The organism is Pseudoalteromonas sp. TAE79 (genome assembly GCF_000498015.1).
Classification (GTDB): Bacteria; Pseudomonadota; Gammaproteobacteria; order Enterobacterales; family Alteromonadaceae; genus Pseudoalteromonas.
Genome location: NZ_AUTL01000107.1, coordinates 17011 through 32661 on the forward strand (window position 1 = coordinate 17011; position 15651 = coordinate 32661).

At 37.9% G+C, this 15651-nt stretch carries 13 protein-coding genes, 1 other RNA gene and 2 pseudogenes; 8 read left to right on the top strand and 8 right to left on the bottom strand.

Translation table 11 applies throughout. The annotated features are described in order from the left end of the window. Positions 1-56: 56 nt before the first annotated feature. The 4 genes and pseudogenes from L655_RS0106180 to L655_RS0106195 all read left to right on the top strand — a co-directional run bounded on the left by L655_RS0106180 (position 57) and on the right by L655_RS0106195 (position 3998). On the top strand, positions 57-362 hold the full coding sequence (locus L655_RS0106180) for an STAS domain-containing protein (RefSeq protein WP_024604452.1): 306 nt from the start codon (positions 57-59) through the stop codon (positions 360-362). Beyond that, a pseudogene (locus tag L655_RS01000000125200) lies at positions 362-2011 on the top strand (fused response regulator/phosphatase). The gene L655_RS0106180 and the pseudogene L655_RS01000000125200 overlap by 1 nt, the downstream one beginning before the upstream one ends. A 56-nt stretch (positions 2012-2067) precedes the next feature. Next, positions 2068-2727: a GAF domain-containing protein gene (locus L655_RS0106190; protein WP_024604453.1), complete on the top strand. Its 660-nt coding sequence runs from the start codon at positions 2068-2070 to the stop codon at positions 2725-2727. 80 nt (positions 2728-2807) lie between these two features. Beyond that, a complete protein-coding gene (locus L655_RS0106195; RefSeq protein ID WP_024598427.1) occupies positions 2808-3998 on the top strand; it encodes an amino acid aminotransferase in 1191 nt (396 codons plus the stop codon). A gap of 104 nt (positions 3999-4102) precedes the next feature. Here the strand turns inward: L655_RS0106195 and L655_RS0106200 are convergent, their stop codons facing one another. Beyond that, positions 4103-5305, bottom strand: a complete 1203-nt coding sequence (locus tag L655_RS0106200) for an aromatic amino acid transport family protein (protein ID WP_024598426.1) — start codon at positions 5303-5305, stop codon at positions 4103-4105. A gap of 215 nt (positions 5306-5520) precedes the next feature. Here L655_RS0106200 and L655_RS01000000125205 point away from each other — a divergent pair. After that, positions 5521-6413, top strand: a pseudogene (locus L655_RS01000000125205) (DMT family transporter). A gap of 5 nt (positions 6414-6418) precedes the next feature. Here the strand turns inward: L655_RS01000000125205 and L655_RS0106210 are convergent. Continuing rightward, positions 6419-7297: an OmpA family protein gene (locus L655_RS0106210; protein WP_024604454.1), complete on the bottom strand. Its 879-nt coding sequence runs from the start codon at positions 7295-7297 to the stop codon at positions 6419-6421. Positions 7298-7499: 202 nt separating this feature from the next. Between L655_RS0106210 and rnt the strand changes: the two genes are divergently transcribed. After that, positions 7500-8198, top strand: coding sequence for a ribonuclease T (gene rnt / locus L655_RS0106215; protein WP_024604455.1), 699 nt, complete (start codon positions 7500-7502; stop codon positions 8196-8198). On the opposite strand, the gene L655_RS0106220 is transcribed toward rnt, so the two are convergent. Beyond that, entirely contained in the window at positions 8182-9762 is a 1581-nt protein-coding gene (locus tag L655_RS0106220; RefSeq protein ID WP_024604456.1) for a FapA family protein, read from the bottom strand. The genes rnt and L655_RS0106220 overlap by 17 nt on opposite strands. Before the next feature lie 263 nt (positions 9763-10025). On the opposite strand from L655_RS0106220, the gene ssrA reads away from it, so the two are divergent. After that, positions 10026-10382: a transfer-messenger RNA gene (gene ssrA, locus L655_RS1000000126515) on the top strand. 157 nt (positions 10383-10539) lie between these two features. Here the strand turns inward: ssrA and L655_RS01000000125210 are convergent. The 3 genes from L655_RS01000000125210 to L655_RS0106235 form a co-directional block, all read right to left on the bottom strand. After that, the gene (locus L655_RS01000000125210; protein ID WP_241764457.1) at positions 10540-11628 is read right to left on the bottom strand and encodes a hypothetical protein; all 1089 of its coding nucleotides are present in this window, start codon (positions 11626-11628) and stop codon (positions 10540-10542) included. A 135-nt stretch (positions 11629-11763) separates the two neighbouring features. After that, the gene (locus L655_RS0106230; protein WP_024604457.1) at positions 11764-12060 is read right to left on the bottom strand and encodes a hypothetical protein; all 297 of its coding nucleotides are present in this window, start codon (positions 12058-12060) and stop codon (positions 11764-11766) included. A 35-nt stretch (positions 12061-12095) separates the two neighbouring features. Next, positions 12096-13100 (bottom strand): YHYH protein, encoded by a 1005-nt coding sequence (locus tag L655_RS0106235; protein WP_024604458.1) that lies wholly within the window; start codon positions 13098-13100, stop codon positions 12096-12098. Positions 13101-13286: 186 nt separating this feature from the next. Here L655_RS0106235 and L655_RS0106240 point away from each other — a divergent pair, with 186 nt between their 5' ends. Beyond that, positions 13287-14045 (top strand): sulfite exporter TauE/SafE family protein, encoded by a 759-nt coding sequence (locus tag L655_RS0106240; RefSeq protein ID WP_024604459.1) that lies wholly within the window; start codon positions 13287-13289, stop codon positions 14043-14045. A gap of 176 nt (positions 14046-14221) precedes the next feature. On the opposite strand, the gene L655_RS0106245 is transcribed toward L655_RS0106240, so the two are convergent. Next, the gene (locus L655_RS0106245) at positions 14222-14857 is read right to left on the bottom strand and encodes an NAD(P)-binding oxidoreductase (protein WP_024604460.1); all 636 of its coding nucleotides are present in this window, start codon (positions 14855-14857) and stop codon (positions 14222-14224) included. Between the two features lie 182 nt (positions 14858-15039). Beyond that, positions 15040-15363: a hypothetical protein gene (locus L655_RS0106250; protein WP_004335602.1), complete on the bottom strand. Its 324-nt coding sequence runs from the start codon at positions 15361-15363 to the stop codon at positions 15040-15042. Between the last annotated feature and the right edge of the window lie 288 nt (positions 15364-15651).

Sequence of the window (15651 nt, forward strand, 5' to 3'; positions counted from 1 at the left end):
CTAAATACTTTTAACAGGTTATATTTAGTTCAAAGGAAATATTATTGGAGTTTAATATGAGTTTAACTAAGAATGAATCAGTCGATGGCACTACATTAACAATACAAATCAAAGGTAAATTTGACTTTAATTTAGTGCAATCTTTTCGCCAAGCTTATGCTCAAATGAGCGAAAAAACAGTAAAGGTTATTATCGATTTAAGAGAGACTGACTACATGGATAGCTCAGCACTTGGCATGTTACTTAACATGAAAAAAACAATTGATAGCCAAGTGAAAACTATTGAAATAAGCAATTGCCAACCTCAGCTTAGAAAAATTATACAAATTTCACGTTTTGATAAAAAGTTTGATATTAGCTAATGATACATGTGTTAATTGTGGATGATCAGGCGCTCAATCGCATTTTACTAAGTAAAATGCTTGAGCAAGAGGGCTATAAAATATCAGTGGCTTATAACGGGCTAGATGCGCTTAATGTACTTAAAAGAGAGCAGATAGACGTTGTTTTACTTGATGTTTTAATGCCTGTAATGGATGGTTTTGAAGCTGCTGAAAAAATAAAGCAGCAGTATAGTGAAGTCTACTTACCGATTATTTTTATAACCTCCTTAGACGATCAAGCAAGTTTTGAGCGCTGCCTCGAAGTGGGTGGCGATGACTTTATTCATAAACCATTTGAAAAAGTTATTTTACACGCAAAAATTAAAGCACATATTCGCACCAGAGAGCTGAGTAAAAAAGCAAACCAACAAAAGAAACTACTTGAATATCATCATAATCAAATTGAACGTGAACACGAAATAATTGAGCATATTTTTAATAACTCATTAGAAAACCAAGGTAAGTTTAAAGAGTATTTAGATTTTAATTTATCACCGGCCTCTATGTTTAACGGCGATATGTTTTTAGTAGCGCAAAGCCCAATCGGTAATTTGTATTGCATGTTGGGAGATTTTACGGGCCATGGCCTTGCAGCAGCTATTGGTGCGTTACCAACTTCTCGTGTGTTTTATACTATGGTACAAAAAGGCATGGCGGTTAACGATATTGCCAGCGAGCTAAATACACTACTGTACAACCTACTACCTGGGCATATGTTTTGTGCTGCAACCATTATAGAGCTTAGTGCATCAGGTAAAAGTGTTTCTGCATGGATGGGCGGCCTGCCAGATGCGTACCTAATAGATAAAGACGGTAATGTAAAACAAACATTAGAATCGCAGCATATGGCGCTGGGGATTTTAGATGAACAAGAATTTGAATATGAAGTTATTCATTTTGAAACAAATAGTAATACACGCCTAGTATTAGCAACCGACGGTATTATAGAAACAGCAAACAAAGAGGATATATTTTTTGGGGAAGAGCGTTTTTTACAAACCTTAAAAAGTAAATCGATGATTAGTAGTGAAGACATAGTTGCTAATGTTACTAAGTTTGCTGATGGTACTAAGCAGCAAGACGATTTAAGCATTGTTTTACTAAACTGCCTGCCTTTAATTCCTGAGGAACAAGAGCGAGAAGCATTTTCTACTTTGGCTTTTAATTTGTCTTTGAGCTTAAACTCAGAGCAAATAAAAAAAACAGACCCCGTTTACGACGTCGTTAATATTTTAAGTAGTGTTGAGGGGCTAAATACTCATCGCTCTAATATATTTTTACTGTTGTCTGAGGCTTACAACAATGCGCTTGATCATGGTGTATTAGGCCTTAACTCAGAAATTAAAAAACAAGAGGACGGCTTTTTTCGATATTACGAGTTGAGAGAGGCTGCCCTTGCTAAACTTACAGATGCCATGATTATTATTGATATGCGCTATTGCCCCGACACGCTCAGTTTATATTTTATTATTTGTGATTCAGGCCGAGGGTTTAGTAGTAAGCACGATTAGTTGGCAAAGGCTAATAACGAATTTGGCAGAGGGGTGTCTTTATTAGAAGAAATAGCCGAAAAAGTCACTTATAACGCCAGTGGTAACCAAGTTGAAATGTGCTACAAGTTGAGCTAGCTCTGTAAAAATATCCATGCTATTATTCTCGAAACTTTAGATGTATGGATGGCCAAATGATTTCTTCTTACTTAAAACAAGCACAACTTAGTGCTAATCCAGCTTTGATTTCAACAGAGCTTGAAAAGCTTGATCTACATTTAGCAAACACTGCTTTGCCTGATGTGTGTTGGGAGTATCAAATACCTGAGCTTGGCGAGGGCGGTGCATGTAGTTTATTTGGTTACTTACAAGATGAGCCATTCAAATTAACTGACTATCTTAAAAATGATGAGCAAACACAGTTCAAGCTAGCTAATTTACAAAGTATTGTAAGCTACATTGAGCAGCAAACAGGCGTTGATTGGTATGGTATTTATCAATCAACTAATACCCATGAAGGTAATCAACTATTAAAATTGGCTTATCATGGTGCGCCTAGTCGTCCGTTGTTTCCTTTAACGCAAGCATTTTCGGCTGGCAGTAACAACGTACAGGTTGCGCTATCTCACAAGGGCCGCATTATTAATAACGTTGAAGCGTATTTATCACAAGGTGGTGAATACTACACATGCGATCCTAAAGTTAAATCAGAAACCTGCCTACCTTTATTTAATGCACAAAATGAATGCGTTGGTATTGTAGATGCAGAAGCCTTTAAAAATGATTTTTTTGATGAAAAGACGCTTGCCATTTTAATTGCATGTTGTATTAAAATTCCTCACTTTCTAGTGTAAATAACGCTAGTCAATATGATGTGCTTTTATGTTAAGCTTAGCTTAACAGCTAACCCCTAAATAACGATAAGAGATAGCCAATGTTCTCAGTATTAAAACCATTACCAACAGATCCTATTCTTGGCCTTATGGCGGCCTATAAACAAGATACAAACCCTAATAAAATTGATTTAGGTGTAGGTGTCTACAAAGATGAGCAAGGCAATACACCGGTTCTTAAAGCGGTAAAAAAAGCTGAAGCGTTTCGTCTTGAAAACGAAATGAGCAAATCTTACATTGGTTTAGCGGGTAATTTAGATTACTGCCAAAAAATGGAGCAGTTACTATTAGGTGAACACCAAGCATTACTAGCTAACCGCGTACGTACTGCACAAGCTCCTGGTGGTACGGGTGCACTTCGTGTTGCAGCTGAATTTATTAAGCGTTGCAATAAAGACGCGACTGTTTGGGTAACTAACCCAACATGGGCTAACCACATTAGTTTGTTTGAAGCTGCAGGCTTAACAGTAAAAGAATACCCATATTACGATTACGAAAATAAAGATTTACTGTTTGATGAAATGATCAACACACTTAAACAAGTGCCTAAAGGTGATGTGGTTTTAGTGCATGCATGTTGTCATAATCCAAGCGGTATGGATTTAAATGAAACACAGTGGAATACGGTTGCCGAACTTGCAAAAGAAGTTGGCTTTACACCACTTGTTGATATTGCATACCAAGGCTTTGGTGCTTCACTTGAAGAAGATGCACGTGGCTTACGTATTTTAGCCGATGCAGTAGAAGAGCTGATTATTTGTTCTTCATGTTCTAAAAACTTTGGCTTATACCGCGAGCGTATTGGTGCATGTTCACTAATTGCAAAAGACAGCGCAACAGCAGATATTTCAAACTCTGTAATGCTAAGCGTTGTACGTAGTATTTACTCAATGCCGCCAGCGCATGGTGCTGACATTGTTAATACTATTTTAAGCAGTACTGAGCTTACACAATTATGGCACTCTGAGCTTGATGAAATGCGTAGCCGCATAAATGGCTTACGTAGCTTAATTAAAGAAAGCTTAGCAACTAAAGATATTGCTCAAGATTTCTCGTTTATCGAGCGCCAAAACGGTATGTTTTCTTTCTTAGGTATTAATAAAGAGCAAATTGCTCGCCTACAAAAAGAATACGGCATTTACATTGTTGGCTCTAGCCGCGTAAATGTTGCAGGTGTTAGTCATTCAAATATTGAATACTTTTCAAATGCTGTAGCTGACGTTTGTAAATAAACGCAGTTAATATAAAAAACCGCACACCTGATGATGTGCGGTTTTTTATTATCTAAATTAAAACAAAAAACGGTTTTTTATTATCTAAATTAAAACAAAAAACTTTAACCAATAGCAGGAATAAGCCCCACCATTTGCATAAACTGTGCAGCAATAATAGTTATGCCACATATAGCTGCTATACCAAGCCCAACATTCCCACTTTTTACTTTATAGCCTGTTTTATTTGATGTTGTACGCTGTTTATAAACCATTGCTACAGGCAAAAATATAGCCAGCACGACAAGTGCTATTGCAGCGTACCCTAAGGCCATAATAAAGCCTTGAGGATAAAACAATGCAAAGCCAAGCGGCGGAATAAACGTAATCAAGGCCGTTTTAATTCGGTCCGTTTTATTGTCACCTTTTTTAAATGCATCAGCAAAAAAATCAAATAACCCTAAACTCACCCCTAAAAATGATGTCGCCAGTGCTAAATCAGCAAATAACTTAACGGCCGTTGCCACACTTGGGTTATGCGCAATGCTTGCCACGCTAGATACAAACCCATTAAGCCCTTGGCTGTTGAGTAAATCAGCTTGACTCATAATACCTTGGCTAAGTAGTTGCCAAAAAATATAAATAACTAAAGGTAGGGCGGCTCCAGCAATCATTACTTTGCGCAGTACTTTTATTTCAACACCAACATATTTAACAATAGAGGGGATAGAACCATGAAAGCCAAACGAAGTAAATATAACCGGTATAGCCGAAAGGATTAATCCTTGCTCTACGGGCATCTCTAATAAGTGCTTACCTTGCACATAAGGGGTAAGCATGTAAAACAAGCTAGCTAATACAACAATTTTTATTGTAAATAACACTCTATTTAATTTATCTACCTTGCTAGTGCCTAGCGTTACCACACTAGCAATAATAACAGCGAGGATCACAGAGCCAAACTGTGGGGCTATATTTACATCAAAGCCTATATTTATACGCGCTTGAAGTTGTGCACCACCACCTGCAATATAAGCAGCGCATAAAGCATAAAATAAAAAAACCATCGAAAAATTCGCAATATATTGTCCGCGTTTTCCAAGCCATAATTTAGCCAATGTATTTAATGTAGCATCGCGTGGTGCATATTGGTGTAGCTCTAACATGAGTAGTGCGGTGTAGGTCATTAGCAACCAGCTAGCAATTATTAATGCAAGTGCAGTACTAAACCCAAGCCCGGCAGATGCAATTGGCAATGCCAACATACCTGCACCAATAGTGGTGCCTGCAACAATTAACATGCTTCCAGTTGTTTTATTTTTAAGCACTTAATTACCTTAATTATTATTAATATACATGCACGATATAACTAGTTGCTCAAATCTCAAATAGTTTTGTAATAAAAGAGCGTTATTAAAATGTAACTTACAATTTACAACTGTATTTATTAAGGACTTTAGTGTTTAAAAAGTACTAAAGCACGGCTGTGAGCGTATAATTTGTTTTTTGTTTTATTCATTCATATAAAGCGTAGGGATGGCACGTGCCAGTTAAAGTATCGTATTTTTTAATGGTTCTTATATGGTCTACTACACCACTGGGTATAGTGTGGAGTAGTGACACCGTATCGCCAACACTTGCAGTGTTAATGCGGATGCTGGTGGGGCTATTTTTAGGCGGGTTAATTGTTGCTATTACAAATATTAGAGTGCCTTGGAGCAAAAATGCATGCTTACTTTATTTTTATTCGAGTATAGGTATTTTTGGCGGTATGTTGTTGAGCTATATGGCAGCTAAAACAGTCCCTTCGGGTATTATTTCGCTTATGTTTGGCCTTGCTCCTATTTTGTCAGGGTTGCTTGCTCAGCAATTATTAAATGAACCTAAATTTAGCCCGATTAAATTAGTTGCGTTAGCGTGCGCCTTAATTGGCTTATATTTCGTTAGTTATAACCAAGTACAAAACTCGCAAACTCAAGGGCTCGGGTTACTTTATGTGTTTATGGCTGTCTGCTTTTTTAGTTTAAGTGGTGTGATGATCAAGCGCGTGAAAATTGCGATTCATCCTATGGCAACAACATTTGGCGCCTTAGTTTTTGTAACCCCACTCTTTTTATTGCTTGGTGGTTATTAGATGGTGAATTGCATATACAAAACTGGAGTGCAAAATCATTGTGGGCTATTGGTTATCTAGGAATATTTGGATCTTTAGTAGGGGCTTTGGCGTATTTTCATGTGCTGCAAAACCTAAATGCAAGCACGGTATCACTTACTACACTTATAACTCCTAGCTTTGCGTTAGGCTTGGGGGCTTGGCTAAATAATGAGTCATTAAGCCAAGAACTAATAATTGGTGCGGTTATTATTTTAATTAGTCTGGGTTTTTTCCAATTTGGTGATAAGTTTTTAAAGCGAAAGAAAGTAAACACAAATTAGCTTTACTACATTTTCTCTATTTGAATAATTAAACGACGGTTTTTGTCTCGGCTTAAAATGTTATCGTTATTATCAACAAAGCGTTTTTCGCCCAAACCGGTTGTTTGTACTTTGGCTTCATCAACACCCAAGCTCACCATGTAATCTTTTATAGTTTTGGCGCGCTTGCGCGATAAATCTAAGTTATTCCAGCGTCCGCCATAACTATCGGTGTATGAGTCAATACTAATGGACTCTATGCTTGCATCATTTTTTAAATACTCAGCAATCTTATCAAGACGTTGTTGCGAGGATTTAGTTAATTTACTGCTGTTAGATTGATAGTTCATTACAGTAAACGAAATATCTTCAAAGCTGTAAGGGAGTAGCTCATCGCGGCATTGTAAAAAAGCCCAGTAAGCTTGTTTAAAGTTTACACTCGATATACCAACGGCAATTTTATCGGCACTGTTTTGCCAGTCTTGATAATAAAAAGTAGGGTAGTAGCCTTTTTCAAGCTCGCTAAGCATCTCCCATGCGGTTTTATTGCCTAGCTCGCCATCAAACTTTTTAAGTAATTTCATATTTGCAATATCGCGAGCGGGCAATCCTGCACGCCATGTAGGTGGCACGGCTTTTAAACCTGCAATTGCGTATTTATCTGGGCGTACAACCATATCTAAATTAAATGTTAAGTTTTTATTTTTACTTGCAGAAGCTTTAAATATAGCTTCACCGTAATAAGGAACCTCATGATTTAATTGGCATTGTAAGCGCGTTGTTTTAACGACTTCCCAGTTGGAGTTGTCTTGGGTTGCTGTGTATTGGCGCATAGCAGCTTGCGAGTGAGTACTGCAAAGCACTGCACTTATACTAAGGCTAATAAATAACAACTTATACTTCATGGTGCTCTCCAGCTATCCGGGAATGCCAATAATTTGGCAAATTAACGACTGCAATGATTAGTTTGTTCTCTACGTAACTAACTTATAAGTTAAAGCAAGTTATGTGCCTACAATTTTAAAGCAATAAATACTTAAATCCCCTAGCCTATGGGGCATCAATTTTGACATAATAGTCAGCTTACACGTATAAACAAAGAAGACTATGGCAAATACTGAGCAAACACCTTTCGCAAAACGCTTTCGTGGATTTTTTCCTGTTGTTATTGATGTTGAAACTGCAGGTTTTAACAAAGAAACAGATGCCTTGTTAGAAATAGCAGCTTCTGTTTTAAAAATGGATGACGAAGGACTGCTCAGCATAGATCATACTGTCCATTTTCATGTTCAGCCATTCGAAGGCGCGAATATAGAACAAGCAGCCATCGACTTTAACGGCATAGACCCGTTTTCACCATTACGTGGTGCAGTACCTGAAGACGAAGTAATTAAAGAAATATGTAAAGTAGTACGCAAAGCGCAAAAGGCCGCAGGGTGCCAACGCTCAGTTATTGTGGCGCATAATGCCGCATTCGACCATGGCTTTTTAAATGCAGCAATAGAGCGTAATAACATTAAGCGTACACCATTTCATCCATTTGTAAGCTTTGATACAACATCTTTAGCGGGTTTAGCGTTAGGGCAGACTGTATTAGCAAAAGCATGTAGAGCGGCAGGTATCGAGTTTGATAACAGCCAAGCACACTCAGCGCTTTATGACACAGAACGTACAGCTGAGCTTTATTGTCTAATAGTAAACCGCTGGCAGCAATTAGGTGGTTGGCCATTAGCGCCACTAGATGACGCTGACACTGATGCGGAAGTTGAAACTGAAAACGACGAAGAAACTAAAACGTCTGAGTAATTTTACCCTCAGTTAGCTTAACTAGGTGGGGCGGGTAAATACGCGAAAATTGTTTAGAATCTTTCGCTATTTTAAGTTCCACACCAGGGTGCATTAATTCATTTACTTTTAAACGACTACTGGCAAGTAATTGCACTATTTTTTGCTTAATAAGTAGTTTTTGACGATGAATATGCGCAGAGCGTATTTTTATATGCTTTTCATTTTCAGTTATCTTATTCATGAATTGCTGACGCTGAGCAGCCCCCGCAATTTTACTCGCTTTTTCACGAGCCTGTTGTAAAGCGGTTACTTTAGTCGCAAGTGCTTTTTCAAAATCGGTTATTTGTGTTTGCTTTTGGCGAAGCTCAAACCAGAGTTGTGCTAAAAATACGCGTGTTTTAGTACCGGCTGGNCCGCCAATAATTTTACCTCGCGGATCATTTGCTTTGCCTACACGTATTAATCGCCTAGCGCTTAAATCACAATGTAGAGCTTGGCGTTCAATAAATAAATCTTGTTCTGATTTAATATTGCAGTACTGAGCATAACCAATAGAAATAGTTCGTTGAGCGGTTATAGAGCATGTAAATGCTTCCTCGCCTTCACGTTTTCTACCAATTGCGCCAAGCATAATGGTTACCGCACTTTTACTTTCAACAGTTCCTGATTCTACAAAACCAAGTACCGTAATATCACCATTGGCTTTTACACGCATGCCGTCTTTAATATCGCCAGTAATAATTACGCTACCATCAAAATCAACGTGGCAGGTGCTTACATCTACGTTATCAAAGCATAAAACATCATCTACACGCATACCACGGGGTAGGGCAACGGGCACACCTTTGCAGTCGGCAATAAGCATATTAGGATTATTAGGATCTACTTTTGTACCTTCGAAAGGCTGGAGTTGGTGATCTTTACCTGGTTTTGCACTAATTGAATCGCCAAATACCGTATAGCCTTCTTCTCCAGGGGTAGCTGCAATACGCTGCATTAAAGGAGTGCCAGGTTTTACGGTGATAATAGCGCCAAGGTTTTTCATATCAACCTTACCGCCTTCTTTAGCTTGTGGGCTGAGTACTCGGTCTTGAGCTGTTGAGCATAAACGTACAAATTTGGCATCGCTGCCTTCTTTTGGATTGCGCCCATGTGCAATTATGGCACTGGAAGAGCTTCCTGCTGGTTGCTCAAACTGCTGGCCCAAAAAGGTATCAAGCGCACGAGGACTTATTCCTTTTTTAACACCTGCATCAGCAAGTGCTTTTTGCGCGCCTTCCATAGACAAAAGTGCGCCACCTTTAGCGGTAGTTAATGTTGCTTCTGCGACCATGTTTTTTTCATCAATATTAATGACAAGCGACGCATCTACAGCTTTAGCAACGACAAGCGATACTTCCTGATAATTTTTAGTTGGCGCAAAAAGCTTTCCAATATTGGCAATGACAGCTTCGTACTCACTAAACTCAGATTGCTCTAGCATTTGTGTTAACTGAGTACTCGTAACAGGAAAACCACTATCAATAGGGTGACTTTCTAAAGAGACAAACCCTGTACTTTTATCAAATGAAAAAACCGACATTTATTAATTCCCTACTCTATGCCTGTTATTATTTTTATTTTTTACAACTAAAGGTTTAGAAATAGCAAAAACCTTAACTCCTTATTTGAACACAGGTTAAACACATTGTTAAGTAAATGTTTATATAGGCTTGCATAAACTAAATTTTGGTTACTTAACACGCGATTGGCGCATACAATTAAAATAAAGCGTTACTAGGCCTTGAGTATCAGTACTTTACTCAGTTATACTGTTTGCACGCTCTGAATTGAGTTACTAATTCAGGGGCTGATTAGGATTCGACGGAATTCAAGAAGCCCAAGGTGCATGTCGAGGTGCGGTTTGCCTCGTTAAACAGCCGCAACCTAAAGTAATCGCAAACGACGATAACTACTCTCTAGCAGCTTAGGCTGGCTAGCGCTCCTTCCATGTATTCTTGTGGACTGGATTTTGGAGTGTCACCCTAACACCTGATCGCGACGGAAACCCTGGCCGGGGTTGAAGCGCTAAAACTAAGCGGCCTCGCCTTTATTTACCGTGTTTGTCCGGGACTTAAAGGTTAATTAAATGACAATACTAAACATGTAGTACCGACGGTCGAGGCTTTTCGGACGGGGGTTCAAATCCCCCCAGCTCCACCAATAAAGGTTTTTGAACTCGTTATTCGAAAACCATAAGAAACCCGCAAATTTGTTAATCCAAATTTGCGGGTTTTTTTTATGGAATTTATAAAGTAAAAATAAAGTTTAAGAATGTCTTATTGCACGTAGCTTCATTTTTATTGCAATCACAAGCAGGCTAAATAACGACAGCATACTTATTACTTATTAACAACGTTAGATTAAGTATTGGGTTGCTTGGCTCATCGGTACTGACCGGAGAGCTGTTTATAGTTTGCGAGTTTTGATGTTGCCTAATATAGCTTTGGCTGATCCAATCTACCGCGTTTATCCATTGTACTTTGGCGGGGTCAGTATTATTGAGCATCCCTATTACATGCTTATCGTTATCTAAGCCTTTTGAAAGTTGTACCAGTTGCTGCCAAAATTCATTTTTAGGGCCTAGGTCATCTATTTCTTGCAGGTGCTGTTGTAATTTATCGCCCCCCATCGTTTTTATATCAGCTTGTCCTGTACTTTGCGCGTAGCTATTTATTAGCGATGAAAAGCGTCTAAAGTACTCATTACTTTTTTGCTGTGTAGGGCTAGCTGTTCGCTCGTTTGTTACTTTTTTTGCTGGTTGATTTAGGCTATTTTGATCAATCAAATATTGTTTATAATTTTGGTAACTTAAGTTGTTTGTAGTTGTGTTATTTGTAGTTCCGTTATTTAGAATGCCAAAGTTGTTTTTCAGTGCATTAACACTGATCACTACGCCTATTAAGGTAATAATACAAAGTGCGCTATAGCAAAAGTACAATACGCTTTTTAAAGTGTTACGCAGTAGTTTATATTTATTATAACTTTGCTTAATAGCGGCAGCTGTATTTGGGGCTTTGCCCGTATCTAGGCGTTCACTTTGTACTGAGATACTTTTGCCTTCAGTACTTTCACTAATGTGTTTATCTGTATTTTTACTGTGCTCAGTGAGTGCTATTTGATTATTTTGAGATTGAGAGATTACAGTAGAGAGTTGCAGTTCTACTTTAGTAATTAATCCTAGCTTTTTTAGTGAGGATTCTGTTTTAACAGCATCAATACTCGATAAATCTTTTTTTAAAGCGTAAGCTTTTCCATCAAATAACTGAACAACAATATTATGAGGAATATTTAGAAGTTGGCTAAGTTTTTCTTGGGCAGAGGTAAGGTCAGTATTTTGATATAACTGACCATTAAAAACAATTTTAAATGTAGCGCTCACGTTAGTACCTTGCTTGTGTAATTCCATTTTTGGAATTCTATTTTTATTATTTGATACACAAAGCTAATTTAACAGATAAAGGGTATGCTTTCTAATGATTTGTGATTAAAAAAAGCCTTAACAAACAGCGTTAAGGCTTTGGCGTGTAGCTGTTATTTTACTTTATAATTTAGCGAGTGATTTAACTGATTGCTTTTGAGCACTTGCTGGTTGAGTTGCTTTGTCTATTAATGTTTCAAGTGGCTTATTTCGAACGCACATAAGTACTTTGTTCATCGCTTGGCATGTGCCTGTCGCTTTTTTATCATGGCTTGTGTAGCTGCAATCTTCATTAATGGCTTTTGCTTCACATGCTTCCCAAGGCGCATTTGAGCCGTGGCCTGCATGACTTAGCGCTGAGCATGAGGCAGCAAGTAAAAAGCCAGTGGTTAGTGCTTTTATCACGTTAAATATTTTCATTAGTATCTCAGTTAATTATTTGGCCAGAATGCGAGTTATCTTGCGGTAGCACCTTTAAAACAACCAATAAACATGTTTTCAGATACATCGGCTGCATGGTAGTGGTATCCGCGTGTATCGTCGGTGTGGCCTCTACATTCGTCTAAATCAGTGGGTTCTAATCCATCTTCGTTAAGCATGCCAAATATACCAAATCCATCGAGTGCATAACCCATCATGGCGGCATGACCGTCTGATTGAATTTGTGTTTGGCTACAACCTGCTTCACCGTGGTAGTGATAGCCTGCTACTAAGTTAATATGGCCAGCGCAATCATCAAAGGCTGCAATAGTGTATGCGCCTAAAATAGCCTCAACAGGCGCGGGTGCAGCAAGTACAACACCATTGAGAGCAACACCCACATTAGCGTTACCAATACTGCTATTTTGAGTGGTTGCAACAGGCGTTATTGGAATTAAAAATGATTCTGATATACCGCCATCAACATAATCAATAGAGCATTCTACGCAGTGGTTTTGGTATTGTTCTTCTACGTTTGGACGTGCAGCGCCATCACACGATTCTTGTGTGTCGGTTACATTTACAAGGCCTGTACCTTCGTCGTATAGCTGCCAATGACTATCGTTATATAATGTAGGTAGATTTAAAATAAAGTCTCCGGTTATATCGTAAACCTCACCGGTGCCATCAAACCAAATACCGGCTTCGTCTGCTGTTGAGGTGATATTTTGAGGGCAAAATACACCAATCTCGTAATTTGAAGGCGCACCTGCAATATCAATTTTGTAGCATGAAGCTTCATCACCATTACTTAGCGTACATGTTTGAGTGGTAATTGATGAAATGAGCGCATCGCTTTCAAAGTTAAAAGGGTCAACTTCTACAACAAAATCGGTTGAAGTATCTGTTGTAGCTCCCTCGTCGGTGGTTGTTTCAGTTACGACGCTACTTTGAGTATCGCTACCGTTACAGGCAGCTAAACCCAGTGCAAGTATACAAACAGCAAGCGGTGCTAAAATTGGTGCGTTAAGTTTTCTCATCAAAAATATCCGGTAATGAAGTTGAATGTATAATATTTGTTAAATGTGCAAACAAAGTGCAAAAACAACGCAACATAATACACTGCCTGAAATAGAGGCTGACAGCGCTTGCTATAAGTGTATGTTGTACCTTTAATTGTTTAAGATACTGCGACTTTAAAGTACCTAAATAGGCAGTGGAGTTTTATGGACTTTTTATTTCCCGACAGCATGTCTTTATTTTTGTTTTTATTGTTGATAATTACAGCTGGGTTTACTTCTTTTATATCTGCTGCATTTGGTGCGGGTGGCGGATTAATGCTGCTTGTTGTTATGGCGTCGTTTATGCCTATGGCAGTTGTTGTGCCTGTGCATGGTTTAGTACAGCTTGGCTCTAATGCAAATAGGTTTTTACTCAGCTTTAAACATATAGATAAAAGCATGTTTGTATATTTTGCGTTAGGCGGCTTAGTAGGGGCGGGGTTATCAAGTTTTGTTATTGATGATATATCGCTTGATGCTATGAAGTTAGTGGTCGCTATTTTTGTTATTTATTTACTGTGGGGTAAAACGCCACCTATAAAATTAACCTCTAAGCTATGGCGTATGGTTGCCGGTGGCATAACGACTTTTATTTCTATGTTTGTGGGGGCAAGCGGGCCATTAGTTGGTAGCTGTTTATATATAAATAATTACGAAAAGTTAAAGTTTACGGCAACGTTTTCGAGCATTATGAGTGTGCAGCATTTATTAAAAGCCGTAATTTATGGTGCTGTTGGTTTTAGCTTTTGGCAATGGATGCCGCTTGTAATTGCTATGGTGCTAAGTGGTGCTGTAGGTACTTGGTTTGGAATTAAATTACTTAAAAGTATGTCTGGGGATAAATTTAAGCGTATTTTTAGAGTCGTTTTAACGCTATTAACGCTACAACTCGGTTGGCAAGGTATTAAAATATTACTCCACTAATTTACTTAGTGGAGTAAATTTAACTTTATTAAACATAAATTACTTATGCGAATTAAATAACTCATTGCCTAAAAACTACCGATGCAGAGCGACTACACTGTAATTTTTTGGCTTATCGATGAGCTATACTAATCTGCAATAATTGTTTATACGTTTAATTAAATTGGTATTAAAGCTTATTTAACAGCGGCTTTAATTGGTTTGTCGCCATCAAATAACTCAAAAATGCGGTTACTAATAAATGAGTTAGTCGCAATATGTAATAATGCATTAGCTACGTTTTCACGGCTAATTTTAGCCTCAGAACGATCACTTGGTCGCTGCGTTGTTACTTGCATTGAAGCGCTATCATCAGTCAGTGTACCAGGGCGAACAATGGTGTAATTTAAACCACTATTGATTAAGTGCTCGTCAGCCATGTGCTTAGCAACTAAGTAAGGTTTTAAATCACCTTGAATTGAATCTGGGTCGTCTGCACCGATTGAGCTGACCATGATAAAGTGTTTAACGCCATGCTCTTTTGCAAAGTTAGCTGCTTTAGTTGCAGCCCATAAATCAATAAGTACAGTTTTATCATCGCCTGTACTTCCGCCAGAGCCAGCAGCAAAAATCACTTGGTCACAGCCTTTCATTGCATCACCAAAATCGCCTTCAAGATCTTGCTCAACAATAGTCAAAAAAGAGCTGTTTAAATCACTTAACTTTTTTTTGTCGCGAACTAATGCCACCACATTTTGCTCATTTTTTAAAAGTAGCTCAGTTGCCATTTTACCTATTTGTCCGCTTGCGCCAATAATTAGGGTCTTACTCATAATTAACTCCTTCCAATAAATAGTAAAAGTAATGTGCTTACAAACAGACCTTGGGGTAGGGGATAATTTTTAAAGGGTAAAAAAGAGTTTAAATGAGCTAATTTCAAAAAATACTTTAATTAAAATTAAATACTTAACTGAGCATTAAAATTAGCTACTTTTGGCGTGTTTTTTAGAACTTTTTATTCAACCATTATACTTACTTCGGTCACATAACTACGGCGATATAGACTAATACGAACTTTATGTTCTTGGTAATTATAAAACAAAGTGCGATATGTATTATTGCCGTTTGTTTTTAACGGCTCACCTAATTTTTGCTGATAAAAGCGAGCGATATCAGAAATTGAATCTGTTAAATAACCAGTGCGAACCATTGGGTATTCACCTGCTACATCCATTGTTGTAACAAACTCTTCAGGAAGTGGGATTTCAGTGACGTTTTGGCTAAGTACATTAAACGATAGAGTGCATAGCAGTATTATTAAAAATGCTAAAGTTTTCATTAAAGTCCTTTAAATAATAAATTCCATTTATTGATACTCATTTTACCTCAATAAGCACCTTTGTCATTTAAATTTTATTACGAATTAAATCTCGTACTATAAACCGAGCAGGGTGAATAGCTTGGCTTACACGTTCGCTTAATGGGCGGGGTTCATTATTTAAACAACTTATTAACCGACGCATTATACAACTCTTAATATGGCTGCACTCCAGTTACACGTTGAAGTGAGAAAAAGTTACACAAATAAGGATCGTTGAATTAAGTTTGCTCATTAGGCATAGTGCTA